Below are 23,749 nucleotides of genomic sequence, written 5' to 3' on the forward strand. Positions count from 1 at the left end.
CTCCGCGCCGATGATAGTGCGGGTTCCCGTGTGAAAGTAGGTCATCGTCAGGCTCCTACAGCCCGTAAAGCCCCCGCATCCCTAAGATGCGGGGGCTTTACCTTTTGCGGGCGCAAAACGCTTCATATCCGATAGCTGATAGCTGATAGCTGATAGCGGATGGCGCAAATATCCGCTTCGAATCTCTCGAAAGAGGACAACGGCAGTAGTGCCGCCACCGCTCTAACGCCGATCCGCCGCGCGCGCATGCAGCGCGCCATCGACGAACACTTTCAATTCGCCTTGTCCGAAGGCCGTCCACTCTTCGTTGCTCGTCAACGGTGCGGTCACGATCATCGCCACCCGGTCCTGCGGGGTGGTGCACGAGGCGAAATCGATGCTGAGTTCGTCGTCCTCCAGCTCGGCGGGCATGAACGGATGCCGGCGTTCCAGGTAGTACAGGTTCGTCGAGGCGTGCGCCCACAGCGCTTGGCCGTTCGACAGCAGGAAATTGAAAGTGCCGTGCGACGAGAGTTGCGGCACCAGTTCGCCCAGCGTCAGCGTAAGCTCGTCGACGCTGGGAAGCATCGCATGCGACTTGGCCAGCTCCTGCATCAACCAGCAGAAAGCGGCTTCGCTGTCGGTCGCACCGACTGGCCGGAAGTTGCCGTGCAGCCGCGGTACGAACTGCTTCAGGTCGCCGTTGTGCGCAAAGACCCAGTAACGTCCCCATAGCTCGCGCACGAACGGGTGGCAGTTCTGCAGGTTCACCGCGCCCTGGGTCGCCTTGCGGATGTGGGCGATGACGTTGCGGCTCTTGATCGGATATTTTCGGATCAGGTCGGCGATCGGCGAGTCGATCGCCGGCAGGTGGTCGACGAAATGGCGCAGCCCCAGTTCCTCCTCGAAGAACGCGATGCCCCAGCCGTCCGCATGGTCGCCGGTGCGGCCGCTGCGCTGCGAGAACCCCGAAAAGCTGAAAGCGATGTCGGTGGGGGTATTGCAGTTCATGCCCAGTAGTTGGCACATCGCTTATCGGTTCTCCGGGGCAGGCGTGGAAAGAGGTGCGACCGCGGCCGGCTTGCGCATGCGCAACTGCGACGCGGCCGCCAGTGCCAACAGGCACATCAGCGCCAGCATGACGAACGTCTCGTTGAAGGCGGCCAATCGCGCGGGACTGGTGACGGGATTGGTCAGCGAATCGCCGTGCGCGGCCAGCCGCCATTCCAGCACGATGCCGCAGAGGCTGATGCCCGCAGCTCCGCCTAGCATGCGCACGAAGTTGATCACGCTGGCCCCTTGCGAGATGAGCGCCGGCGCTAGTGGTTGCAGCGACCCGAGGTTGAGCGAGGGCAGGATGAATCCGAGCCCGATGCGCCCGAGGATCGCGAAGGCCACCAGCACCCACAGCGCCGTCTGCAACCCGACCACCACCATCAGCCCGAACGAAGCCGCCAGCAGCGCCAATCCGATCGACACCAGGATGTAGGTCGGGTGCCGATCCGCCAGCCGCCCGACGCCGGCGATGGTGATCGCCAGCACGATGCCCGCCGGCAGCAGGATGGTGCCCACCAGCGAAGCCGACAGTTGCAGCCCCAGCTGCATGTAGACCGGCAGCAGGTAGGTCGAGCCGAACAGCGCGGTGCCGTAGATGAACGACACCACGCTGCCCATCGCGAACTGCCGGTAGCCGAACAGCGCCAGGTTCATCAAAGGTTGCGCGCCGCGCGCCGCGATCCGGCGCTCCCACCAGATGAAGGCGACGAGTGCCGCGACCGCACCGGTCAGCAGCAGGGCCGCCTGGACGGCGCCGTCGCCGTGCAGCGAGACCAGCCCGTTGAGCAGGCACAGCGTGCCCGCCGCGGCCAGCACTAGACCGCGCCAGTCGATGCCCGCGCCCGCGCTGCGCTGGGCCGCGACACCGCCCGGCGCGTTGGTCGGCACGAAGATGCGCGCCAGCCAGAGCGACGCCAGGCAGAACGGCACCACCATGAAGAAGATGGAGCGCCAGCCGAACAGGTCGACCAGCAGCCCGCCGATGCTCGGCCCGATGGCCGGGGCCAGCACCACGCCCATGCCGAAGATGCCGCTGGCACGCCCCTGCTCGTGCGGCGCGAAGGCGCGCAGGATGATGATGGCCGGGATCGGCTGCACCACCCCGGCCGCCAGCCCCTCGGCCACCCGGGCGCCCAGCACCAGGGAGAAGGCGTCGGCGAAACCGCCGACCACGCCGCCGGCCAGCAGCAGCACCATCGCGCCCATGTAGGTGCGGCGGTAGCCGTAGCGGTCGAGCAGCCAGGGCGTGGCCAGCATCGACACCGTCATCGCGACCATGAAGCCCGACGACACCCACTGCGCCCGTTCCTGTCCCAGCGCGAAGTAATGGCTCAGGCCCGGGATCGCCACGTTGACGATGGTCGACGACATGATCGACGCCATCGTGCCGACCATGACGCTGAGCAGCAGCAGCCAGCGGTAGCGCGGGCCGTGCCGCTCCCGCAGCGCGGTGTGGGAGGTGTCGGCGGTGGCGGCCATCGGGGGCGGAAGGTGCGTGCGGGCGGTGCGGCGCGTCAGTCGCGCGGTTCGGACCAGAGCTTGCCGCCGGTGGCCCAGTTGTGGCGCTGGATGTCGGTGATGATCACGTCGACCGAATCGGGCGAGCCGCCCAGGATCTCGACCGACACGCGGGTGATCTCGGCGACCAGCTTCTGTTTCTGCTCGACCGTGCGGCCTTCCATCATTTCGACGTGGTACGTGGGCATCGCGGTATGTTCCTTGGGAGTGGTTAAGGGGAAATCGACGGGCCGATGATAGAAGCCGCGACGGCACACCGCGCGCAAAGGCAGGCACGGCCCCGCAGCGCCGTCGGGATGGCGGCGAGCGCGGCCCGATCGACCGCGCCGGGCGCCATGCACCAGCAGGCGGCGGCATCCGCAGCCTGGCCGCTGGCCGCCATGGCGCAGCCGTTCGGGCCGCCGCAGGCGATGCAGCGCGCGGCGTCGATGTCGGCGGGCCGATCGTTCGCCTGCGCGGTGGAAGAGGGCAGGGTCGCCATGCAGGAAAGTCTAGGTGGGGTGAGGACGACGGTGGGTGGGAATTGGTAACCGTATCGATGCCGGGCCGGCGCCGTTCAAGGGCTGCCAGCTATCGATTGAATAGCAGACAGGCCGACGGTCAGAACCGCCGTTCCAGCTCCACCCCCGCATATACCGCCCGGCGCAGCGCCGGCTCGAAGAAGCGGCCGTTGCCTTCGTTGACAATCACCGAACCGGCATAGCGGCGGTCGGCCAAGTTGTCGATCCGCACGAACTGGCGCAACTTCCAGGCGCCGAATTCCTGCTGGAACCGGGCACCCAGGTTGAAGACGGTGGCCGACGCGGCGAAGTCGGTGTTGCGGTCGTCCACCGACACCTTGCCGGTGTGCCGCATCTCCAGCGTGTAGATGCCGGGCAGGCGGCCCGGCTCCCAGGCCACCTGCGCATAGGCCTGGCGCTGCGGCAGGCCGGGCATGCGGTTGCCCGCCGCGACCGCCTGGCCGCCGGAGCCGAATCCGTCGGCATAGGTGGCGCGCATGAAGGTCAGCGCCGACGAGAGGGTGAAGCGGCCCAGCTGCGCATCCCCCGACAGTTCCAGCCCGCGGCGCTGCGTGGCACCCGCGTTCTGGAAAATCGACCGGCCGCCGGTGTTGGTGGCGACCACGATCTCGTCGCGGGTACGGGTGTCGAAGATCGCCGCCGTCCAGGCGCCCACGCCGTGCCGACCGCGCAGGCCGGCCTCGGCGCTGCGGCTGGTGCTGTCCGTCAGCGACGTGTTCAGGCCGCTCTGGCCCGCGCGGGGATAGGCCACCTCGTTCAGCGTCGGCGTCTCGAATCCGCGGCCGATGCTGGCGAACGCCTGCAGCGACGGCGCCAAGCGCCAGCGCACGCCGCCGACCGGCGAGGTGCCGCTGAAGCGGGTGGCGCCGCTGTCGTTCGGGTTGCCCGGCACGATGTAGCGGTCTTGCGATTCCAGCCGCACCCGCGAGTGGCGCAGGCCCGCGGTCCAGGTCCAGTCGGCGGTTTCCCATTCGGCCTGCACGTACGGATCGACCGTGGTGGCGCGGTTGACCTCGTTGCGGCGCAGCGCGCCCAGCACGCCCAGGGCGGTGGGCGCGGTGGCGCTGCCGGTGAAGTTCTGGAAGCCGCGGCGCAGCTCGCGCTGCGTGTCGGCCGCCAGGCCCGCGGTGACGGTGAAGCGGCGCGCATCGTCGCCGCTGCCGGTGTTGCGGTCGAAGCGCCAGCGGGCGTTCCAGCCGCCGTAGTCGCGGTCGAGGTCGATTACCCCGCCGGGGTGGCTGGCGGGCGCCTGCACCGTGGTCGGAATCGCCTGGAACTGGGTCAGCGCCCGCTGGCCGGCATAGGCGATGAACTCCACCTGGTGCCCACCGCCCAGCCCCTGCTGCCAGGCCAGGCCCAGCTGCGACTGCTCGACGTTCTTGCGGGTGTCGTAGAGCCGGGCGTTGGGCGTGGTGCGGCCCGGGTCGGCATCGAACTCGGCCCGGCTCAGGCCGAGCGGGTCCTGCGCGAAGCTGGTCTGGCGGCTGGCCAGCAGGGTGAGGCGGCCGGCCGTCTCGCCCTCGCCGTGGCGGCGCGACAGCTTCAGGTTGCCGCTCTGCCGGTCGGCGGCCGACTGGGCACGCGGCCCGTCGGTGGCGAAGCGGGAGGCGTCCAGCGCATAGCCCCATTCGCCGACCATGCCCTGCGCCTGGGTCGAGGCGCGCCAGAAGCCGTCGGAGCCGACCGCCAGCCCGCCGCGCACCGTGGTCGGTGCCCGTCCTTCGGCGGTGGTGAGCGCGATCACGCCGCCCGACGACGCGCCGTACAGTGCCGAATACGGCCCGCGGATCACCTCGATCCGCTCGGCATTGCCCAGCGGGAAGTTGGCGGTCTGGCCCTGGCCGTCGGGTGCGCTGGCCGGAATGCCGTCGACGAAGAGCCGCACGCCCCGCACGCCGAAGGTCGAGCGCGCGCCGAAGCCGCGGATCGACAGCTGCAGGTCCTGCGCATAGCTCTGCCGGTTCTGGATCACCAGCCCGGGCACCCGGCCCAGGCTCTCCGACAGGTTGACCTGCAACTGTCCGGCACGGATCTCCTCGCCGTCGATCACGTCGATCGAGGCGGGCGCCGTCCAGCGCTGCCGGTCGGGCGAGGCACCAGTGATCACCATCGGCTGCAGAGTCCCGACCGTGTCGGCGACAGGGCCCGCGGTCTGCGCGGCTGCCAGCAGGGGCGAGCCGCACAGCGCGCCGGCGCAGGCGAGGTGCAGCCGCAGGCGAGGGAAGGGCGGGGCGGAAAAGGTCGGTACAGGCATGGAGCGGTTCGGCAGAAGGGGCCGCCACAAGCAGGAGCCCCGACCGGGGAGTCTGGCACGCCGTATCCGCCGCGGTGTATCGAGTCTTCTTCGCCCTCGCGTCCCGGCCGGAGCGGGCCGCGCAGGTGCGGCCGCGCCATGGGAAACGGCGCCAGAAGGCGCCGCCGTATCGCGATATCCGCCCCCGAAAATTCAGAGGGAAAACATGCCGTAGCCGGTGTTCTGTGCCGGCTGTCTGCTATATAAAATGTAGCATAGGGTCAGATGCCGATCAGCTCGGCAGCAGCACCTTGTCCACGACGTGGATCACGCCGTTCGACTGGTACACGTTGGCGGTGGTGACCATGGCCATGCCGCCCTTCGAGTCGGTGATGATCACGTTCGGGCCGCGCATCATTGCGGTCAGCGTGCCGCCGCTCACGGTGCGCAGCGTGGCGCGTCCGCCGCCGGCAGCGATCTGCTGGGCCAGCGCCGCAGCGTCGATGCGGCCGGGCACCACGTGGTATGTCAGCACCTTGGTCAGCATCGGCTTGTTAGCGGGTTGCAGCAGCGTGTCGACCGTGCCGGCCGGCAGCGCGGCGAAGGCCGCGTTGGTCGGTGCGAACACGGTGAACGGGCCCGGGCCCTTCAGCGTCTCGACCAGGCCGGCGGCCTTCACGGCGGCGACCAGGGTCGTATGGTCCTTCGAGTTGACGGCGTTGTCGATGATGTCGCGCGAGGCGTACATCGGCGCGCCGCCGACCATCACCGGCGCCATGCCCGGTGCGGCCATCCCGGCACCGGCCATCGGAGCGGGTGGCGGAGGTGGTGGCATGCCGTTGACGGCCGGGCCGTTCGGCGTCATCGGGCCGGTGCCGCCGTTGGTGGTGGCGACATTGGTGCGGGCGTCGGAGCCCGACATGCCCGAGCCGGACATGCCGCCTGCACAGGCGGTGAGGAGGGCGGCAACGCCGGCGGCGACGAGGATCTTTTTCATGGGGTTCTCCGGATGTTTGGACAGAGGGGACGAATGGGCGCGGTACCCACCGCGGCCATTAAGCGCCATCGCTTGTTCTGTTTACGCGCCGTGCGGCAGTTCGGTTTCGTAGGACGAGACGCCGAACTGTCCCTGCGCATCCGACCGCTGAATCGGTATGTGCATCCCCAAAGAAAAAGCCGCCCGGAGGACGGGCGGCTTTGTCGCTGCGAGCCAGCAGATGCGCCGGTCAACCCGCCGCCTTCACCTTCAGCCGCCATGCGTGCAGCAGCGGCTCGGTGTACCCGCTCGGCTGCTCGATGCCCTTGAACACCAAGTCTTGCGCGGCCTGGTAGGCGGCGCTGGTGGTGAAGTTGCCGGCCATCTTGCGGTAGAGCGGATCGCCGGCGTTCTGGGTGTCGACCACCGCGGCCATGCGCTCGAAGGTGGCAGTGACCTGCGCTTTGGTCACCACGCCGTGCAGCAGCCAGTTGGCGATGTGCTGGCTGCTGATGCGCAGGGTGGCGCGGTCTTCCATCAGGCCGACGTCGTGGATGTCGGGCACCTTGGAGCAGCCGACGCCCTGGTCGATCCAGCGGACCACGTAGCCCAGGATGCCCTGCACGTTGTTGTCGAGTTCTTTCTGCTTGTCGGCGTCGCTCCAGACGGGGTCGGGCGATACCGGCACCTGCAGCAGGTCGGCCAGGATCGTGTCGCGCACGCTGGCGGCGTCGGTCTGCTCCAGTTCCTTCTGCACCGCGGCCACGTCCACCTGGTGGTAGTGCAGCGCATGCAGGGTGGCGGCGGTGGGCGAGGGCACCCAGGCGGTGTTGGCGCCGGCCTTGGGGTGGGCGATCTTCTGCTCGAGCATCGCGGCCATCAGGTCGGGCATCGCCCACATGCCCTTGCCGATCTGGGCCTTGCCGCGCAGTCCGGCCGACAGGCCCACCAGCACGTTGTTCTTCTCGTAGGCGGCGATCCACTTGGTGGTCTTCATCTCGCCCTTGCGCAGCATCGCGCCGGCCTGCATCGCGGTGTGCATCTCGTCGCCGGTGCGGTCCAGGAAGCCGGTGTTGATGAAGGCGACGCGCGAGGCCGCCTCGGCGATGCAGGCGGCCAGGTTGACGCTGGTGCGGCGCTCCTCGTCCATGATGCCCAGCTTGACGGTGTTGGCGGGCAGGCCCAGCAGCTGCTCGACGCGGCCGAACAGCGCGCTGGCGAAGGCCACTTCGGCCGGCCCGTGCATCTTGGGCTTGACGATGTAGACGCTGCCGGCGCGCGAGTTGACGATGCCGTCCTTCTCCACGCTGCGCTTCAGGTCGTGCAGCGCGATGGTGGTGGTGACCACCGCGTCCAGGATGCCCTCGGGGATCTCCCGGCCGCCGTCCCAGAGGATGGCGGGGTTGGTCATCAGGTGGCCCACGTTGCGCAGGAACATGAGCGAGCGGCCGTGCAGCCGCACCTCGCCGCCGGCGGCGCCGGTGTAGATGCGGTCGGCGCTCAGGCTGCGGGTGATCGTCTTGCCGCCCTTCTCCAGCGACTCGGTCAGCGTGCCCTGCAGGATGCCCAGCCAGTTGGAGTACGCGAGTACCTTGTCGGCCGCATCCACCACCGCCACCGAATCTTCCAGGTCGAGGATGGTGGAGAGCGCGGCCTCCAGCACCACGTCCGACACGCCGGCCGCATCGGTCTTGCCGATGGCGGTGGCGCGGTCGATCTGGATGTCGATGTGCAGGCCGTTGTGCACCAGCAGCACCGCGGTGGGCGCGGCCGCATCGCCCTGGTAGCCCAGGAACTGGGCAGGGTGCTTCAGGCCGGTGGTGCCGGACGCGGTGGCCACGGCCAGCGCGCCGTCCGCGACGGTGTAGCCGGTGGCGTCCGCATGCGAGCCGCTCGCCAGCGGCGCGGCATCGTCCAGGAAGCGGCGGGCGAAGGCGATGACCTTCTCGCCGCGCTTCGGGTTGTAGCCCCGGCCCTTCTCGGCGCCGTCGGCCTCGGGAATCGCGTCGGTGCCGTAGAGCGCGTCGTACAGAGAGCCCCAGCGCGCATTGGCGGCGTTGAGCGCATAGCGGGCGTTCAGGATCGGCACCACCAGCTGCGGGCCGGCCTGCAGCGCCAGCTCGGCATCGACGTTGGCGGTGGTGGCCCGGGTCCGGGCGGGCGCGGGCTGCAGGTAGCCGATCGACTCCAGGAAGGCGCGGTAGGCCGGCATGTCCTGGATCGGGCCGGGGTGGGCCTTGTGCCAGCCGTCCAGTTCCGTCTGCAGCCGGTCGCGCTCGGCCAGCAGGGCGGCGTTCTTCGGCGCCAGGTCGTGCACGATGGCGTCGAAACCCTGCCAGAAGACGCTGGCGGCCACGCCGGTGCCCGGCAGGACCTTGTCCTCGATGAAGCGGTGCAGTTCGGTGGCCACCTGCAGGCGGTGGACGGTGGTGCGGTCGGTCATGGTCGTGGCTCCTGGAATCGAACGAAGAGGGCGTCTGGCGAATGCCATCACCCAACTGTATTCGAGACCGGTGCAGCGATTAATCGCCCCGCGGGGCTTTGAATCATGACAAATCCGCACGAATGGCGGCTACCGGGCTAGCCGTAGTGCAGCACCCATTCGATACCCTGCTTGTGCGCCGCCTCGATGGCGGTGTCCTCCGTCAGGTGCACGCCGCGCTCCACCGCGATCTCGCGCGGGCGGCTGGGCCAGACCAGCTTCGAGATGGTCAGGGCGGGTGCGAACTTGCCGCTCTCCACCGGCTTGGCAGTGCAGATCAGGTCGTAGTCTTGGTGTCGGAACGTCTTCGTGGCGGCCATGATGTCCCTCGTGCGCCGAAAAACCCAGTATGCCCTGTTGGCATGCTTCCATAGAGCCTTCCGGCAGGTCTGCGGCCCAGGTGTTGGCGCCAAGCATCGCCCGACCGGAGAGGGCCCATGGGCGGGTACAAGCAAAGGCCGTACCGGGACCATTTGTACGGTCCGCGGGGCGACATCTACACCCGGCCAATAATCGACATCGCATGGACAAGTTCAAGCAGATCGAATCCTTCGTCGCCGTGGCCCAGCGCGGCAGCCTCACCGCGGCCGCGCTGGCCGAGGGCGTGGCGCCGGCGATCATGGGCCGGCGGCTCGATGCGCTGGAGGCGCGGCTCGGCGTCAAGCTGATGGTGCGCACCACCCGGCGGCTCGCGCTGACGCACGAGGGCACCGCCTTCCTGGAGGACGCGCAGCGGCTGCTGGCCGACTGGGCCGACGCCGAATCCAGCGTCAGCGCCGGCGGGGTGCGGGCCAGCGGCCACCTGCGGATCACCGCGCCGGCGGGCTTCGGCCGGCGGCACGTGGCGCCGCTGCTGCCGCGGTTCCGCAGCGCGCATGCCGACGTCACCCTGTCGCTCAACCTCAGCGACCGGGTGATCGACCTGACCGGCGAAGGCTTCGACTGCGCGGTCCGGGTCGGCGACATGCCCGATTCGTCCCTGGTCAGCCTGCGCCTGGCCGACAACCGGCGGCTCTGCGTGGCCACGCCCGGCTACCTGGCGCGGCACGGCCGGCCGCAGCATCCGTCGGAGCTGGCGCGCTTCGACTGCCTGACCCTGTCGAGCGACGCGTCGCAGACCCGCGGCTGGGCCTTCCGGCCGCACGGCGCCGCGGGCGGGCAGGAGCTGGTGCACCTGAAGCCGGGCGGGCCGCTCGACTGCTCCGACGGCCAGGTGCTGCACGACTGGTGCCTGGCCGGCTACGGCATCGCCTGGCGCAGCACCTGGGAGGTGGAGGACGATATCGCCGCCGGCCGGCTGGAGGCGGTGCTCCAGGACTTCGCCGCGCCGCCCAACGGCATCTACGCGGTGCTGCCGCAGCGCAAGCACCTGCCGCTGCGGGTACGGCTGTGGGTCGATTTCCTGAAGCTTCAATTCGCCCGGGCCGATTTCTGGCAATCGCAGAATCGCTCCTGAATCGATAGCGTGTAGTCGGCGCCCGGAGCCGGCTGCAGCCCTTATTTTCTTGAAAATGCCTCCGACCGCGCAGGCAACAAGACGTAAGTAACCGGCGGCGCTGCATCCGCCGGAGCCTCTCGTGCCTAGAGACTGCGTGCCGCTGCGGAATTTGCCCCGTGCAATTTCCGTCGGCATGCCATTCATCCACCAAGAACGAGGACCGACATGCAGACCACACCGAAGACCCGCTGGGCGCTCGCCCTGATCGCCACCGCCGCCCTGGCAGCCTGCGGTGGAGGCGACGGCGATGGCGGCGGCAGCACCACGCCGGTACCCGGCGCGCAGCTGGGCGACACGATCGCGATCACCGCCGCCGGCCGGGTGGTGTCGTTCAACCGCACCACGCCCGCCGCGCTGGCCACCAGCCTGCCGATCACCGGCCTGGCCGCCAACGAGACGCTGCTGGGCATCGACGTGCGCCCGGCCGACGGCGCCGTCTACACCGTCAGCTCGCTCGGCCGCATCTACACGCTGAACCCCGCCACCGGCGCGGTGACCTTCAAGGCGGCGCTCTCTACCGCGCTGTCGGGCACCCAGTTCGGCTTCGACTTCAACCCGGTGGCCGACCGCCTGCGCCTGGTGAGCGATACCGGCCAGAACCTGCGCATCGACGTGACCTCCGGCACCGCCACGGCCGACGGCCTGATCAACGGCGTGGCCGGTGCGCGCGTCACCGCCTCGGCCTATACCAACTCCTTCGCCGGCACCACCACCACCCAGCTCTACAACCTGGACGCCGCCGGCACCCTGTACCTGCAGGACCCGCCCAACAACGGCACGCTGGCCAGCCCGGTCTCGCTGGGCGTCGCCTTCACCGGCACCAACGGCTTCGACATCGACGCCCGCAACAACCGCGGCTACGCGGCCCTGACCGTCGCCGGCAGCACCAGCCTCTACACCGTCGCCCTGTCGGGCACCGCCGGCGCCACGCTGGTCGGCCCGATCGGCTCGGGCGAGGCGATCGTCGGCCTGACGCTGACCCAGCCCACCGCACCGCGCGCCTACGTGCTGACCGACACCTCGCGCCTCGGCAGCTTCGCGCCGGCCACGCCCAACACGCTGTCGGCCACGGTCGCGGTCGGCGGCCTGGGCGCCAACGAGACGGTGCTGGGCATCGACTTCCGTCCGGCCAACGGCCTGCTGTACGCGCTGACCTCGCTCGGCCGGCTGGTGACGGTCGATCCCGATACCGGCGCGTCCACCTTCGTCTCGGCCCTCGCGGCCGACCCGACCGACACCACGCTGCCGTACGCTGGCCTTGCCGGCGCGCGCTTCTCGGTCGACTTCAACCCGGTGGCCGACCGCCTGCGGGTGATCAGCAACACCGGCCAGAGCCTGCGCATCAATGTCGACACCGGTGCCACCACCACCGACGGCGCGATCAACCGCACCGCGGCGGCCAGCGTGGTGGCCGCGGCCTACACCAACAGCTTCGCCGGCACCACCGCCACCGACCTGCTCGACCTGGACACCAACCAGAACGTGCTGGCCCGCCAGGCACCGCCGAACGACGGCACGCTGGTCAACATCGGCGCGCTCAACGTGGCGCTGAACGGCCAGGGCGCGTTCGACATCGCGGGCGGCGCCAACGGCCTGTCGCTGGCGGCCCTGCGCCCCACCGGCACCGGCCCGTTCAACCTCTACACCATCGCGCTCGCCACCGGCGCGGCCACGCTCTTCGGCAACACGTCCGGCAACGCCGCGCTGTCGCAGATCGGCGGCGCGGGCGGCCCGGTGGTGCGGGACATCGCGATCCGGTACTGATCGGGTTCGGTTCGGTGCGGCGGCTTCGCTTCTTGCGGCGATGCACCCCGCACCTGGGTCGCGCCGGTCACGCCAGCATGCGGTACGCCGCCACCCCCACGAGCAGCCACACCCCGAGGACCAGCAGCACGCCCACCCTGCTGCGCGGTTTCTCGCCGTGGTCGGACATCCAGCCCTCCGCCTGCACCCGGCTAGCCGCGAGGACGTCGGGCGGGAGCAGCCGGATGGTCAGCCAGATCAGGGCCGGCAGCAGGAGCACGTCGTCCAGGTAGCCCAGGACCGGAATGAAATCCGGGATGAGGTCGATGGGGCTGAGCGCATAGGCGACGACGAAGGCGCCGAGCGCCTTCGCATGCCACGGCGTCAGCGGGTTCCGCAGGGCGAACCAGAGGGTGACGCCGTCGCGCTTCAGCCGCCGGGCCCAGGTTTTCAGGCGGGTGCCGAGGGTCATGTCGGGACAGGGGATAGGTCGGACGCGCCGATTGTCGCGGGTGCCGGGGGCGCCTGCGGCGGTGGGCGGCCCCGGCTGCGCGTCCTGCGAAGCCCGCGTCTGCCGGGTCAGCGCCGCGGATGGCCGCTCAACAACCCTTCGACGCCCGGCAGCACGGTGCCGATGGCGATGCCTTCGTCGGTGATCTCGAACCGGCGCAGCTCGTGGCTGTGGGCGCTGTTGCGGACCTTCACCACCGCCAGCACCCGCTCGATCCGGCCGTCCAGCTCCACGTAGCGCTGGACGATGATCGCGTCGGTCAGGAAAGCGGCGCCGTACGGGCTGAAGCGCAGGTCGGTGTAGCGGTCTTCCAGCTCTGAGATCAGCAGCACCGCCACGCCCATGCCGGTGAGCACCGCCACCATCCGGTGCAGCGACTCCCGGAAGTCCTCGCGGAACATCGGTGCCAGCGACAGCTCGAAGCCCGAGAGTGAATCGATCACCACCCGCCGGGCGCCGGTGCGCTCGATCAGGTCGGTCAGCGCGTACAGCGTCTCGTCGGTCGACAGGTCGAGCGCCCGGGTGTCGACGATGCCCACGTCGCCGCTGGCGACGAGCCGGTCGAGCTGCACCTTGTGCGCGCGCCGCGGCGTCTTCTCGAAGGCCGCGATCACGCCGCGCTCGCCAGCCGCCACGCCCGCCGCCAGGAAGGCGACCGCCAGCTGCGACTTGCCCGAGCCCGACGGGCCGGCGACCAGCAGCGAATAGCCGGGCGGCAGGCCGCCGCCCATCATCTCGTCGAGGGCCGGCACGCCCATCGACAGCCGGGAGGCGACGGCCGGCCCGCCATCTGCGGCATCGGCCTGGTTGTCGAACCCGGTCGCGGTATCGGGCAGGATGCGCGGGAACACGCGGATGCCGTCGTCGCCGATGCGGAAGGTGTGCTGCCCCGGGATCGACGCATGGCCGCGCATCTTGGCGATCTGGATCTTGCGCACCATCGAATTGCCGAGCATGTTCTGCGTCATCCACAGGATGCCGTCGGCCACGGTGAAGATCGGGTTGGCCTCGGTCTCCAGCGCCAGGTATTCGCCGATCAGGAACGAGGTCGCCTGCCAGGTGGTCAGGTGCATCCCGAGGCGCTGCACGAAGAGCCTCAGGTCGGTGCCCGGGCCGCCGGCCTGCACCGCCTGCACCACCGAGCGGAACGAATCGACCATCACGAAGGCCGGGTTGCGCAGGCTCATCTCGCTCACGATCCGCGCGAGCACCTTGTCGAAGTCGCCGGTCATGGCCTCGTCGGCCAGGTTCACGAAGTGGATGCAGTCGCCCACCTTGGCGAGGTCGAAGAACTCGTACTGCTGCTGGTAGCGCAGCATCTTGATCGTCGGCTCGCCCAGGATGGTGAAGAACAGGGCCGGCCGCTCGGGCGTGGCCAGGGCGAACATGATCTGGTGCGCCAGGGTGGTCTTGCCGGATCCGGGCACGCCCGCGATCAGGTTGAACGAGAACTCGGCCAGGCCGCCTCCCAGCAGCTCGTCCAGTCCCGGGACGCCCGTTTTCAGCCGCCGTATCTCGACCTTGTTGGTCATTTCGCTTTCTCCTCGATAGGCGCCGTGCCCGCCGGGGGGAGATTCCAGGCAGAGCGCAGCAGGCGGTTTGTCAGTGGCTCGCCTATGAGCGACGTAAGCAAATCGGCAAAAGTGGTCAGCAGCGCGGCCGAGATCGCGCGCGCCTCGGCAAGGTCGAGCCGGCCGAGGTCTTCGCGCAGGCAGGCCAGCTGCTCGCTGCGTGGAGGCGCCACCGGTTGGTATCCTCGCCGCACAGGCCGCCGCCCGCACCGCCGGACCTGTCGCGGCTCCGCTCGCATGTCGCCGCTTCCCGCCCACGACGCCGCCCGAAAGCCGACCCTGGCGCCGTGCCGCCGTCGCCCGAATCGCCTGGAGTTCCATGACCCCCTCCGTCCCGCCGCCGTCCGCCCCGTCCACCGATGTCCTGATCAGCGAGGTCGGCCCGCGCGACGGCCTGCAATCGGTCGCGGCCACGATGCCCACCGCCGACAAGCTCCGCTGGATCGACGCCCTGGTCGCCGCCGGCGTGCGCGAGATCGAGGTCGCCTCCTTCGTCCCCGCCCGGCTGCTGCCGCAGATGGCCGATGCGGCGGCGGTGGTGCGGCATGCGGTGTCCCACCCCGGCGTCACCGTGATGGCGCTGGTGCCCAACCTGCGCGGCGCCGAGGCGGCGCTGGCGGCCGGCGTGCACAAGCTGACGATGCCGGTATCCGCCAGCGCCGCCCATTCGCTGGCCAACGTGAAAAAGACCCGCGAGGAGATGGTCGAAGAGCTGCGTGCCGTCGCCCGGCTGCGCGACGCGGTGGCGCCGGGCGTGCGCCTGGAGGCCGGCCTCTCCACCGCCTTCGGCTGCACCCTGCAGGGCGACGTGCCGGAGGACGAGGTGATCCGCCTGGCCGCGCAGTGCATCGCCGCCGGTGCCGAAGAGGCGGGCCTGTCGGACACGGTGGGCTACGCCAACCCGGCGCAGGTGCGGCGCCTGTTCCGCCGGCTGCGGGCCGAGATCGGCGCCCATGCCGGCGCCGCCCACATGCACAACACCCGCGGCCTGGGCCTGGCCAACTGCCTGGCCGCGTGGGAGGAGGGCGTGCGCACCTTCGACAGCTCGCTCGGCGGCCTGGGCGGCTGCCCCTACGCACCGGGCGCCTCGGGGAACGTGGTGACCGAGGACCTGGTCTTCATGTTCGAGGCGATGGGCGTGCGCACCGGAATCGACCTCGAAAAACTGTTCGCCGCCCGCGCGCCGCTGAGGGCCGGGCTGCCCGGCGAGCCGGTCTACGGCATGGCGCCGGAGGCGGGCCTGCCGCGCGGATTTATCGGCTCACCCCCAGGCTCCGAGCACTCCGTGTCGCTTCGCCAACCCCCTGCCGGGGGCACCACCGGCGGGCCGGCGGAGCCGGACCCGCGGTGGTCGCTCGACGTCGGTGCAAGTGCGTCCGGGGCCGATGCACCCGACAGCCGGCCACTCCCCTACGCCGGCATCCGCGTCGTCGAGTTCACCCACATGGTCATGGGCCCGACCTGCGGCATGCTGCTGGCCGACCTGGGGGCCGAGGTGATCAAGATCGAGCCGATCGGCGGCGACACCACCCGCACCCTGCTCGGCTCGGGCGCGGGCTTCTTCCCGATGTTCAACCGCAACAAGAAGAGCATCGCGCTCGACCTGAAGCAGTCCGAGGGCGTGGCGGCGGCGCTGCGGCTGATCGCGACGGCCGACGTCGTCAGCGAGAACTTCAAGCCCGGCGTGATGGACCGGCTGGGCCTGGGCTACGCGGCGCTGAAGGCGCGCGATCCGCGCATCGTCTACGTCAGCCACAAGGGCTTCCTGCCCGGCCCGTACGAGCACCGCACCGCGCTCGACGAGGTGGTGCAGATGATGGGCGGGCTGGCCTACATGACCGGACGCCCCGGCGATCCGCTGCGCGCCGGCACCAGCGTCAACGACATCATGGGCGGCATGTTCGGCGCCATCGGCGCGATGGCCGCGCTGGCCCAGCGCGAGAAGACCGGCGCCGGCTGCGAGGTGCAGGCGTCGCTCTTCGAGAACAACGTCTTCCTCGTCGGCCAGCACATGATGCAGTTCGCCGCCACCGGCAAGCCGGCAGCGCCGATGCCGAGCCGCATCTCGGCCTGGGCGATCTACGACGTCTTCACCGTGCGGGGCGGCGAGCAGATCTTCCTGGCGGTGGTGAGCGACCGGCAGTGGGCCGTCTTCTGCCGCGCCTTCGGCCTGACCGCGCTGCGGGACGATCCGCGCCTGTCCACCAACAACGACCGGGTGCAGGCCCGCGACTGGCTGATGCCCCAGCTGCGCGCCCACCTGGCCGACCGCGACGCGGCCGACCTGGCGGCGGTGTTCGAGGCCGAGGGCCTGCCGTTCGCGCCGATCACCCGGCCCGAGCAGCTGTTCGACGATCCGCACCTCGCCGCCACCGGCGGCCTGGCGCCGATCCGGATGAACGACGGGCGGATGTCCCGGGTGCCGCTGCTGCCCTTCACCCTCGACGGCGCCCAGCCGCAGATCCACGAGCAGCCGCCCCGGGTGGGCGAGCACACCGACGCGCTGCTGCGGGAGGCGGGCTACGGCGAGGCCGAGATCGCCGCGTTCCGGTCGCGCGCCATCGTGCAGTAGGCGCACCGGCGGCACGGCTGCCGCGGTGCGCCGCGGGAGGGTGTTTCGCAGGCTGTCGCGGCGCCCATTGTTGCGACGGCGGAAACGCTGGGTTGCCCCGCCGCATGCTGCGCCAGCGGGCACCGGCTTCGATAATTCCGAGGGTCCAACACCGAGGAAAAAACATGTCCAACACCGCCTCCGCTTCCGCTTCCGCCGCGCCGTCCCCATCGGCCACGCCCGACGCCGCCGACCTGCTCGACCGCCTGCACTGGCGCTACGCCACCAAGGCGATGGACCCGGCCCGCAAGGTCGCCCCGGAGAAGGTCGACCGGATCGTCGAGGCCGCGCGCCTCGCGCCCACCTCCAGCGGGCTGCAGCCGTTCGAGCTGCTGGTGGTGGCCGACGCCGCGGTCCGCGAGAAGATCAAGGCGATCGCCTGGAACCAGGCGCAGGTGACCGACAGCTCGCACCTGCTGGTCTTCGCGGCCTGGGACGACTACACCGCCGAGCGGATCAACGCGATGTTCGACCTGACCAACGAAGTGCGCGGCATCCGCAACGAGGGCTGGGAGAAATACCGCGCCCAGTTGCTCGCCACCTACCCGCAGCGCGGCGCCGAGGTCAACTACGCCCATGCGGCGCGGCAGGCCTACATCGCGCTCGGCGCCTCGCTGATCGCCGCCGCCTACGAGGAAGTCGACAGCACGCCGATGGAGGGCTTCGACCCCGACGCGCTCGACGCCATCCTGGGCCTGCGCGCCAAGGGCCTGCGCAGCGTCGCGATCCTGCCGCTGGGCTACCGCCTGGCCGACAAGGACTGGCTGGTGCACCTGGAGAAGGTACGCCGCCCGCGCGAACAGTTCGTCTCGCAGGTCTGACCGGGCCGGGCGCGCCGGGCGGGCGGTGCCGCACGGCGAAGGGTCTATTTTTCTCGGGGCCGATTACAGTCGGCCGGCGCAGGCCGCTTTGGCCGCACCCCACGAGAAAAGAACTCCATGGTCCTCGAATCCATCCTCGCCTACCTGCACCTGCTGGCCATCCTGACGATGGTGGTCTTCGTCGCGAGCGAGGCGGCGCTGTGCCGGGCCGACTGGCTCAACGCCAAGGTGGTGGCGCGGCTGGCGAAGATCGACCTGGTCTACGGCATCGCCGCGGTACTGGTGCTGGCGACCGGCGTGGCGCGCATCGTCTGGGGCGTCAAGGGCCCGGCCTACTACGGCGCCAACTGGCTGCTGCACGCCAAGGTGGGCCTGTTCGTGGCGATCGCGCTGGTCTCGATCAAGCCGACGCTCACCTTCCGCCGCTGGGCACGGGTGCAGAAGGCGGGCGGCGCATTGCCCGGTGCCACCGAGATCGCCGCCACCCGCCGGCTGGTGATGGTGCAGGCCCACCTGCTGCCGCTGATCCCGCTCGCCGCGACCTTCCTGGCACGGGGCTTCGGCGTCAAGTAGCGCCGGGCGCTGCGCCGCAAAACGAAACCCCGCACGGCCGGCAGGCGGTGCGGGGTTTCGTGCTTTCAAAATCGATAGCAGCGGGTCGGCGTCCAGCAAGCCCTTTGAGTGCTTTCGTTGTTGAAATGCTTGCTGTTCGCCGGCAATCAGCTATGAATTAGATAGCGTGCCGCACGCGTCGGGCGCTCAGGCGGCCGGCTTGTTCTTCAGGCACTCGCTCATGAAGCTCTTGCGGGCGTCGCCCTTCAGGGCCTGGGTCTTGGCGTCGGCGTTGCAGGTCTTCATCTTGTCCTGCTGGGTCACCTTGGCGGCGCCAAGGCATTCCTTCATGAAGGCCTTGCGCTCGTCGCCCTTCTTGCCGGTGGCCTCGGTGTTGCAGGTCGCCATCTTTTCCTGCTGGGCGGTCTTGGGCTTGGCGGAGGCGGTCGTGGCCGCCGGGGCCGCGGCCGCCGCAGGCGCGTCGGCGGCGTGCACCGCAGAAGCCAGGGAGAGCGCCAGGCCGGCGGCCAGGGTGAGCAGTGTCGTCTTGGTGGTTTTCATGGTTTTCCTGCAACGGTTGGGGGGTCTGCGGGCCTCGGCGAAGCCCGCTGCATAACGCCGTGCCCGCGCGCGGGGATGACGCCGCCGCCAGTGTCCCGCAAAGCCGTCCGCGGGGCGCGGGGGCCGCACCCTAAAATCGCCGGATGCTCTCCGTCAAACACGATCTGCTCGCGGCCCTGGCCGACGCGCTGGAACAACTGCTGCCCGGCGCCGGTGCCCGGGCCGTCTTCGAATCCCCCAAGGTGGCGGCGCACGGCGACCTCGCCACCACCGCGGCCATGCAGCTCGCCAAGCCGCTGGGCCAGAACCCGCGCCAGGTAGGCGAGGCGCTGCGCGCCGCGCTGCTGGCCACGCCCGCCTTCGCCCGCTGGACATCGGCCGTCGAGCTGGCCGGCCCCGGCTTCCTCAACATCCGCCTGACGCCGCAGGCCAAGCAGCAGACGGTGCGCGAGGTGCTCTCGGCCGGCGCCGGCTACGGCGCGCAGCCGGTGCGGCCCGAAGACCGGGTGCTGGTCGAGTTCGTCTCGGCCAACCCCACCGGCCCGCTCCACGTGGGCCACGGCCGCCAGGCGGCCCTCGGCGACGCGATCTGCAACCTGCTGACGACGCAGGGTCGCGCGGTCCACCGCGAGTACTACTACAACGACGCCGGCGTGCAGATCCAGACGCTCGCCCGCAGCACCCAGCTGCGCGCCAAGGGCTTCAAGCCGGGCGACGCCTGCTGGCCCACCGACCCGGCCGATCCGGCCAGCAAGGGCTTCTACAACGGCGAGTACATCCAGGACATCGCCGACGACTTCCTGGCCGGCAAGACGGTGCAGGCCAGCGACCGCGCCACCACCGCCAGCGGCGACGCGGACGACATCGACGCGATCCGCGACTTCGCCGTCGCCTACCTGCGCCACGAGCAGGACAAGGACCTGCAGGCCTTCAACCTGGCCTTCGACGAGTACTACCTGGAATCGAGCCTCTACACCAGCGGCCGGGTGCAGCGCACGGTCGACCGCCTGGTCGCCAACGGCAAGACGTTCGAGCAGGACGGCGCGCTCTGGCTGAAGAGCACCGACTACGGCGACGACAAGGACCGGGTCATGAAGAAGACCGACGGCTCCTTCACCTACTTCGTGCCCGACGTGGCCTACCACATCTCCAAATGGGAGCGCGGCTACCGCACGGTGGTCAACATCCAGGGCACCGACCACCACGGCACCATCGCCCGGGTGCGCGCCGGTCTGCAGGCGGCCGACGTCGGCATCCCGCAGGGCTATCCCGACTACGTGCTGCACACGATGGTGCGGGTGGTCAAGGGCGGCGAAGAGGTCAAGATCAGCAAGCGCGCCGGCAGCTACGTCACCCTGCGCGACCTGATCGAGTGGACCAGCACCGACGCGGTCCGCTTCTTTTTGCTCTCCCGCAAGCCCGATACCGAATACACCTTCGACATCGACCTGGCGGTGGCCCAGAACAACGAGAACCCGGTGTACTACGTGCAGTACGCCCACGCCCGCATCTCGTCGGTGCTCGCCGCCTGGGGCGGCGACCGCGGCTGGCTGCCGCACGCCGACCTGGCGCCGCTCGACACGCCGGCCGCCCAGGCGCTGATGCTGCAGCTGGCCAAGTACCCGGCGATGCTAACCGACGCGGCCACCCACTTCGCGCCGCACGACGTCACCTTCTACCTGCGCGACCTGGCCGCGGCCTACCACAGCTACTACGACGCCGAGCGCATCCTGGTCGACGACGAAGCCACCAAGAACGCCCGCCTGGCGCTGGTCGCCGCGGTGGCGCAGGTGCTGCACAATGGCTTGGCGATCCTCGGCGTGTCGGCGCCGCAGAAGATGTGAAACGGTTCCGACACCCCATGACAAGCAGAGGACAGGCAATGCGGAGCGCACACGGGCAGCGGGCGGAGCGGATGCGGCACCCACAGCGGGGCGGCACCTTCCTCGGCATCATCATCGGCGTCATGCTGGGCCTGGGCGCCGCCCTGGCGGTGGCCGTCTACGTGACCAAGGTGCCGGTGCCCTTCCTGAACCGCAACGCCAACCGCAGCGCCGACATGGACGCGGTCGAGGCGCAGAAGAACCGCGACTGGGACCCCAACTCGGCCCTGGCCAACAAGCGCGGCGTGCGGCCGCCGCCCGGCAGCACCGGCGTGGCCGGCACCGTGGGCGCCGCCGCCCAGGGCGTCACCCCGCCGCAGGCGCCCGGCACCACCGTGGCCCCGGTGGCCGTGCCCGAGCCGCCGCCCGGCCCGGCCGCGCGCGCCGCCGCCGCGGCCAAGCCGGCGTCCTCCGACCCGCTGGGCGACCTGGCCGCGGCCCGCGCCGCCCGCGCGCCGCAGGCCGGCACCGGCCAGGCCGTCGCCTCGGCCGCGCCCGCCGCCGCGGCCACCAGCGGCGCGGCCGCCACCGGTGCCGCCGCCCAGGCCACCGCCGAGCCGTTCGACTACTTCATCCAGGCCGGCGCCTTCCGCAGCAACGACGACGCCGACGCCCAGCGCGCACGCCTGGCGATCATGGGCTGGGAAGCGCGGGTCACCGAGCGCGAGCAGGCCGGCCGCACCGTCTACCGCGTGCGCGTCGGCCCCTTCACCCGCCGCGACGATGCCGACCGCCTGAAAGAGAAGCTCGACACCGCCGGCATGGATTCGACGCTGGTGCGCGTGCAGCGCTGAACTTTTTGCGCTTCCGCGCCCTCAGACCCGTTCAAGGAGAAACCCTGTCCATGTTGATGAATCGCCGCGACCTCACCCTGTCCTCCGCCGCCTCCCTGGCCGCCACCGCGCTGCCGCTCGGCTGGACGACATCCGCCCACGCCCAGGGCAAGCCGCCGCAGGCCGGCAAGGACTACCTCAAGCTCGAGAAGCCCGCCACCGTCGACACGGCACCGGGCAAGATCGAGGTGATCGAGTTCTTCTGGTACAGCTGCCCGCACTGCAACGCCTTCGAGCCGGCCTTCGAGCGCTGGGCCAAGGCCCAGCCCGCCGACGTGGTAGTGCGCCGGGTGCCGATCGCCTTCCGCGACGACTTCGCGCCGCAGCAGAAGCTCTACTACGCGCTCGAAGCCATGGGCAAGATTCCCGAGCTGCACGGCAAGGTCTTCAACGCGATCCACAACGAGCGCCAGAAGATCGCCACCGACGGCCCGATCGCCGACTGGGTCGCCAAGCAGGGCGTAGACAAGGCGAAGTTCGTCGAGACCTACAACTCGTTCTCTGTCGCGGCCAAGGCCAAGCGGGCGGTGCAGCTGCAGGACCAGTACAAGCTCGAAGGCGTGCCGGCCCTGGGTATCGCCGGCAAGTACTACACCGACGGCAGCATGGCCGGCAGCATGGAGCGCGCGCTGACCGTGGCAGACTACCTGATCGCCGACGCCCGCAAGACCCGCTGACGGGCCACCGCCCGCTGCCGCCGTGCCGGCGGCGGCCGGGCACACACCGACAGGCCCGCATCGCGCGGGCCTTCGCGTTTGCGATTCCCCCGTACGATAAACCTGCCCTCCGGGCGTAGGCGCGGGGCCTGCGCGGCATACAATGACTGCAAGATTCGTGCCCTTATGAAACAGCTTTTTGCATCCTTCGCCCTCGGTGTCCTGGCCCTCTGCGCTTCGGGCCTGGCCCAGGCCGAGAAAGCCGACCGCACCAAGCCCGCCAACATCGAGGCCGACGCCCTGCGGCACGACGACCTGAAGCAGACCAGCGTCTTCACCGGCAACGTGGTGATGACCAAGGGCACCATCATCATCCGCGGCGCCCGGCTGGAAGTGCGACAGGACGCCGAGGGCTACCAGTACGGCACCGTCTGGGCCGACGCCGGCAAGCGTGCCTACTTCAAGCAGAAGCGCGACACCGCGGCCGGTGCGCCCGACGAGTTCATCGAGGGCGAGGGCGAGACCATTGAATACGACGGCCGCGCGGACAACGTCAAGTTCATCCGCCGTGCCGAGATGCGGCGCCTGGCCGGCAACACCGTCAACGACGACGTGCGCGGCGACGTGATCGTCTACAACAACATCACCGACGTGTTCACCGTGGACGGCAACAAGCAGAACGACGCCAAGGCCTCGCCCGGCGGCCGGGTGCGCGCGGTACTCTCGCCGCGCGGCGACGGCCCCGGTGCCAAGCCCGCCGCCACGCCGCCCGCCGGCGCCGCGGCCCCCGCGCTGCGCCAGAGCACCACCCTGGACGGGGCCCCCCAATGATCGAGCCGACCCTGGACGCCGGGCCCCGCGCCCCCGGCGGGAGCGGCTCTGCTTCCGCACCGCAGAGCAAGCTGGAGGCGCTGCACCTGCGCAAGGCCTACGGCAGCCGCACGGTGGTCAAGGACGTGTCGCTGTCGGTGCAGAAGGGCGAGGTGGTCGGGCTGCTCGGCCCCAACGGCGCCGGCAAGACCACCTCGTTCTACATGATCGTGGGCCTGGTGCGCTCCGACGGCGGCGACATCCGGATCGACGGCCAGCCGATCGGCCGCCTGCCGATCCACCGCCGTTCGCGGCTCGGCCTGTCGTACCTGCCGCAGGAGGCGTCGATCTTCCGCAAGCTCTCGGTGCAGGACAACGTGCGCGCCGTGCTGGAGCTGCAGGAGGACGAGGACGGCCGCGCGCTGAAGAAGCCCGAGATCGAGCGCCGCCTGGACGCGCTGCTGGCCGACCTGCGGGTCGACCACCTGCGCGATTCGCCCGCGCTGGCCCTCTCGGGCGGCGAGCGCCGCCGGGTCGAGATCGCCCGTGCCCTGGCCACCCAGCCGCGCTTCATCCTGCTGGACGAGCCTTTCGCCGGCATCGACCCGATCGCGGTGATCGAGATCCAGCGGATCATCGGATTCCTGCGCGACCGCGGCATCGGCGTGCTGATCACCGACCACAACGTGCGCGAAACCCTGGGCATCTGCGACCACGCCTTCATCATCAGCGACGGCGAAGTGCTGGCCCAGGGCACGCCTGCCGAGATCGTGGAAAACGCCGACGTGCGCCGCGTCTACCTCGGCGAACACTTCAGGATGTGATGGCCGGCGTTTTTTCTTTCAGGGCCGCCGCGGAACCGGCTTCGCCGGGCCGCTGGCTGCGCCCCCCTGTGGGGGGTAGGCGTAGCACGGAGTGCGCAGCCTGGGGGGCG

The 23,749-nt window shown here is 70.3% G+C and carries 22 protein-coding genes and 1 pseudogene; 11 read left to right on the forward strand and 12 right to left on the reverse strand.

The genetic code is table 11. The features are described 5' to 3' along the window. Positions 1-222 precede the first annotated feature (222 nt). The 8 genes from ASE76_RS07245 to ASE76_RS07280 form a co-directional block, all read right to left on the reverse strand. A complete protein-coding gene (locus tag ASE76_RS07245; protein WP_055837019.1) occupies positions 223-1,008 on the reverse strand; it encodes a class II glutamine amidotransferase in 786 nt (261 codons plus the stop codon). A gap of 3 nt (positions 1,009-1,011) precedes the next feature. Beyond that, complete coding sequence (locus ASE76_RS07250; RefSeq protein WP_055837022.1) at positions 1,012-2,514, reverse strand: DHA2 family efflux MFS transporter permease subunit; 1,503 nt, start codon at positions 2,512-2,514, stop codon at positions 1,012-1,014. A 35-nt stretch (positions 2,515-2,549) separates the two neighbouring features. Then, entirely contained in the window at positions 2,550-2,741 is a 192-nt protein-coding gene (locus ASE76_RS07255; protein ID WP_055837025.1) for a 4-oxalocrotonate tautomerase, read from the reverse strand. A 23-nt stretch (positions 2,742-2,764) separates the two neighbouring features. Beyond that, positions 2,765-3,034, reverse strand: coding sequence for a cysteine-rich CWC family protein (locus ASE76_RS19945; RefSeq protein ID WP_082448145.1), 270 nt, complete (start codon positions 3,032-3,034; stop codon positions 2,765-2,767). 119 nt (positions 3,035-3,153) lie between these two features. Continuing rightward, a complete protein-coding gene (locus tag ASE76_RS07265) occupies positions 3,154-5,328 on the reverse strand; it encodes a TonB-dependent receptor (protein WP_082448151.1) in 2,175 nt (724 codons plus the stop codon). Positions 5,329-5,599: 271 nt separating this feature from the next. Beyond that, positions 5,600-6,115: a fasciclin domain-containing protein gene (locus ASE76_RS07270; protein WP_236698375.1), complete on the reverse strand. Its 516-nt coding sequence runs from the start codon at positions 6,113-6,115 to the stop codon at positions 5,600-5,602. 418 nt (positions 6,116-6,533) lie between these two features. After that, the gene (locus ASE76_RS07275) at positions 6,534-8,726 is read right to left on the reverse strand and encodes a malate synthase G (RefSeq protein ID WP_055837035.1); all 2,193 of its coding nucleotides are present in this window, start codon (positions 8,724-8,726) and stop codon (positions 6,534-6,536) included. A 137-nt stretch (positions 8,727-8,863) separates the two neighbouring features. Further along, entirely contained in the window at positions 8,864-9,085 is a 222-nt protein-coding gene (locus tag ASE76_RS07280) for a hypothetical protein (protein WP_055837038.1), read from the reverse strand. Between the two features lie 203 nt (positions 9,086-9,288). On the opposite strand from ASE76_RS07280, the gene ASE76_RS07285 reads away from it, so the two are divergent. Continuing rightward, positions 9,289-10,221 (forward strand): LysR family transcriptional regulator, encoded by a 933-nt coding sequence (locus ASE76_RS07285; RefSeq protein WP_055837042.1) that lies wholly within the window; start codon positions 9,289-9,291, stop codon positions 10,219-10,221. A 207-nt stretch (positions 10,222-10,428) separates the two neighbouring features. Continuing rightward, positions 10,429-12,027, forward strand: a complete 1,599-nt coding sequence (locus ASE76_RS07290; protein ID WP_055837045.1) for a DUF4394 domain-containing protein — start codon at positions 10,429-10,431, stop codon at positions 12,025-12,027. A gap of 67 nt (positions 12,028-12,094) precedes the next feature. On the opposite strand, the gene ASE76_RS07295 is transcribed toward ASE76_RS07290, so the two are convergent. From ASE76_RS07295 to ASE76_RS07305, 3 genes are all read right to left on the reverse strand, one after another. Then, a complete protein-coding gene (locus ASE76_RS07295; protein ID WP_055837048.1) occupies positions 12,095-12,478 on the reverse strand; it encodes a YkvA family protein in 384 nt (127 codons plus the stop codon). 107 nt (positions 12,479-12,585) lie between these two features. Next, entirely contained in the window at positions 12,586-14,049 is a 1,464-nt protein-coding gene (locus ASE76_RS07300; RefSeq protein WP_055837051.1) for an ATPase domain-containing protein, read from the reverse strand. Further along, positions 14,046-14,261, reverse strand: a complete 216-nt coding sequence (locus tag ASE76_RS07305) for a hypothetical protein (protein ID WP_055837053.1) — start codon at positions 14,259-14,261, stop codon at positions 14,046-14,048. The genes ASE76_RS07300 and ASE76_RS07305 overlap by 4 nt, the downstream gene beginning before the upstream one ends. A gap of 242 nt (positions 14,262-14,503) precedes the next feature. Between ASE76_RS07305 and ASE76_RS21140 the strand changes: the two are divergent. The 4 genes and pseudogenes from ASE76_RS21140 to ASE76_RS07320 all read left to right on the forward strand — a co-directional run. Beyond that, a pseudogene (locus ASE76_RS21140) lies at positions 14,504-15,211 on the forward strand (hydroxymethylglutaryl-CoA lyase); the annotation flags it as partial. A 297-nt stretch (positions 15,212-15,508) separates the two neighbouring features. Further along, entirely contained in the window at positions 15,509-16,660 is a 1,152-nt protein-coding gene (locus tag ASE76_RS21145; RefSeq protein WP_255357271.1) for a CaiB/BaiF CoA-transferase family protein, read from the forward strand. Between the two features lie 164 nt (positions 16,661-16,824). Beyond that, positions 16,825-17,520, forward strand: a complete 696-nt coding sequence (locus ASE76_RS07315) for an NAD(P)H-dependent oxidoreductase (protein ID WP_082448155.1) — start codon at positions 16,825-16,827, stop codon at positions 17,518-17,520. Between the two features lie 117 nt (positions 17,521-17,637). Then, positions 17,638-18,093, forward strand: coding sequence for a DUF2214 family protein (locus tag ASE76_RS07320; RefSeq protein ID WP_055837055.1), 456 nt, complete (start codon positions 17,638-17,640; stop codon positions 18,091-18,093). Between the two features lie 186 nt (positions 18,094-18,279). Here ASE76_RS07320 and ASE76_RS07325 read toward each other — a convergent pair whose 3' ends face one another. Then, positions 18,280-18,633, reverse strand: a complete 354-nt coding sequence (locus ASE76_RS07325; protein ID WP_055837058.1) for a PsiF family protein — start codon at positions 18,631-18,633, stop codon at positions 18,280-18,282. A gap of 143 nt (positions 18,634-18,776) precedes the next feature. Between ASE76_RS07325 and argS the strand changes: the two genes are divergently transcribed. The 5 genes from argS to lptB all read left to right on the forward strand — a co-directional run bounded on the left by argS (position 18,777) and on the right by lptB (position 23,639). Then, complete coding sequence (gene argS, locus ASE76_RS07330) at positions 18,777-20,477, forward strand: arginine--tRNA ligase (RefSeq protein ID WP_055837061.1); 1,701 nt, start codon at positions 18,777-18,779, stop codon at positions 20,475-20,477. 38 nt (positions 20,478-20,515) lie between these two features. Then, positions 20,516-21,310, forward strand: a complete 795-nt coding sequence (locus tag ASE76_RS07335; protein ID WP_236698373.1) for an SPOR domain-containing protein — start codon at positions 20,516-20,518, stop codon at positions 21,308-21,310. A gap of 56 nt (positions 21,311-21,366) precedes the next feature. Further along, positions 21,367-22,026 carry a thiol:disulfide interchange protein DsbA/DsbL gene (locus ASE76_RS07340; protein WP_055837067.1) on the forward strand — a complete coding sequence of 220 codons (660 nt, stop codon included), beginning with the start codon at positions 21,367-21,369 and terminating at the stop codon, positions 22,024-22,026. 165 nt (positions 22,027-22,191) lie between these two features. Continuing rightward, positions 22,192-22,836, forward strand: coding sequence for a lipopolysaccharide transport periplasmic protein LptA (gene lptA, locus ASE76_RS07345; RefSeq protein WP_055837071.1), 645 nt, complete (start codon positions 22,192-22,194; stop codon positions 22,834-22,836). After that, complete coding sequence (lptB, locus tag ASE76_RS07350) at positions 22,833-23,639, forward strand: LPS export ABC transporter ATP-binding protein (protein ID WP_082448157.1); 807 nt, start codon at positions 22,833-22,835, stop codon at positions 23,637-23,639. The genes lptA and lptB overlap by 4 nt, the downstream gene beginning before the upstream one ends. Positions 23,640-23,749 lie beyond the last annotated feature (110 nt).

It is taken from the genome of Xylophilus sp. Leaf220 (genome assembly GCF_001421705.1).
Classification (GTDB): Bacteria; Pseudomonadota; Gammaproteobacteria; order Burkholderiales; family Burkholderiaceae_C; genus Xylophilus.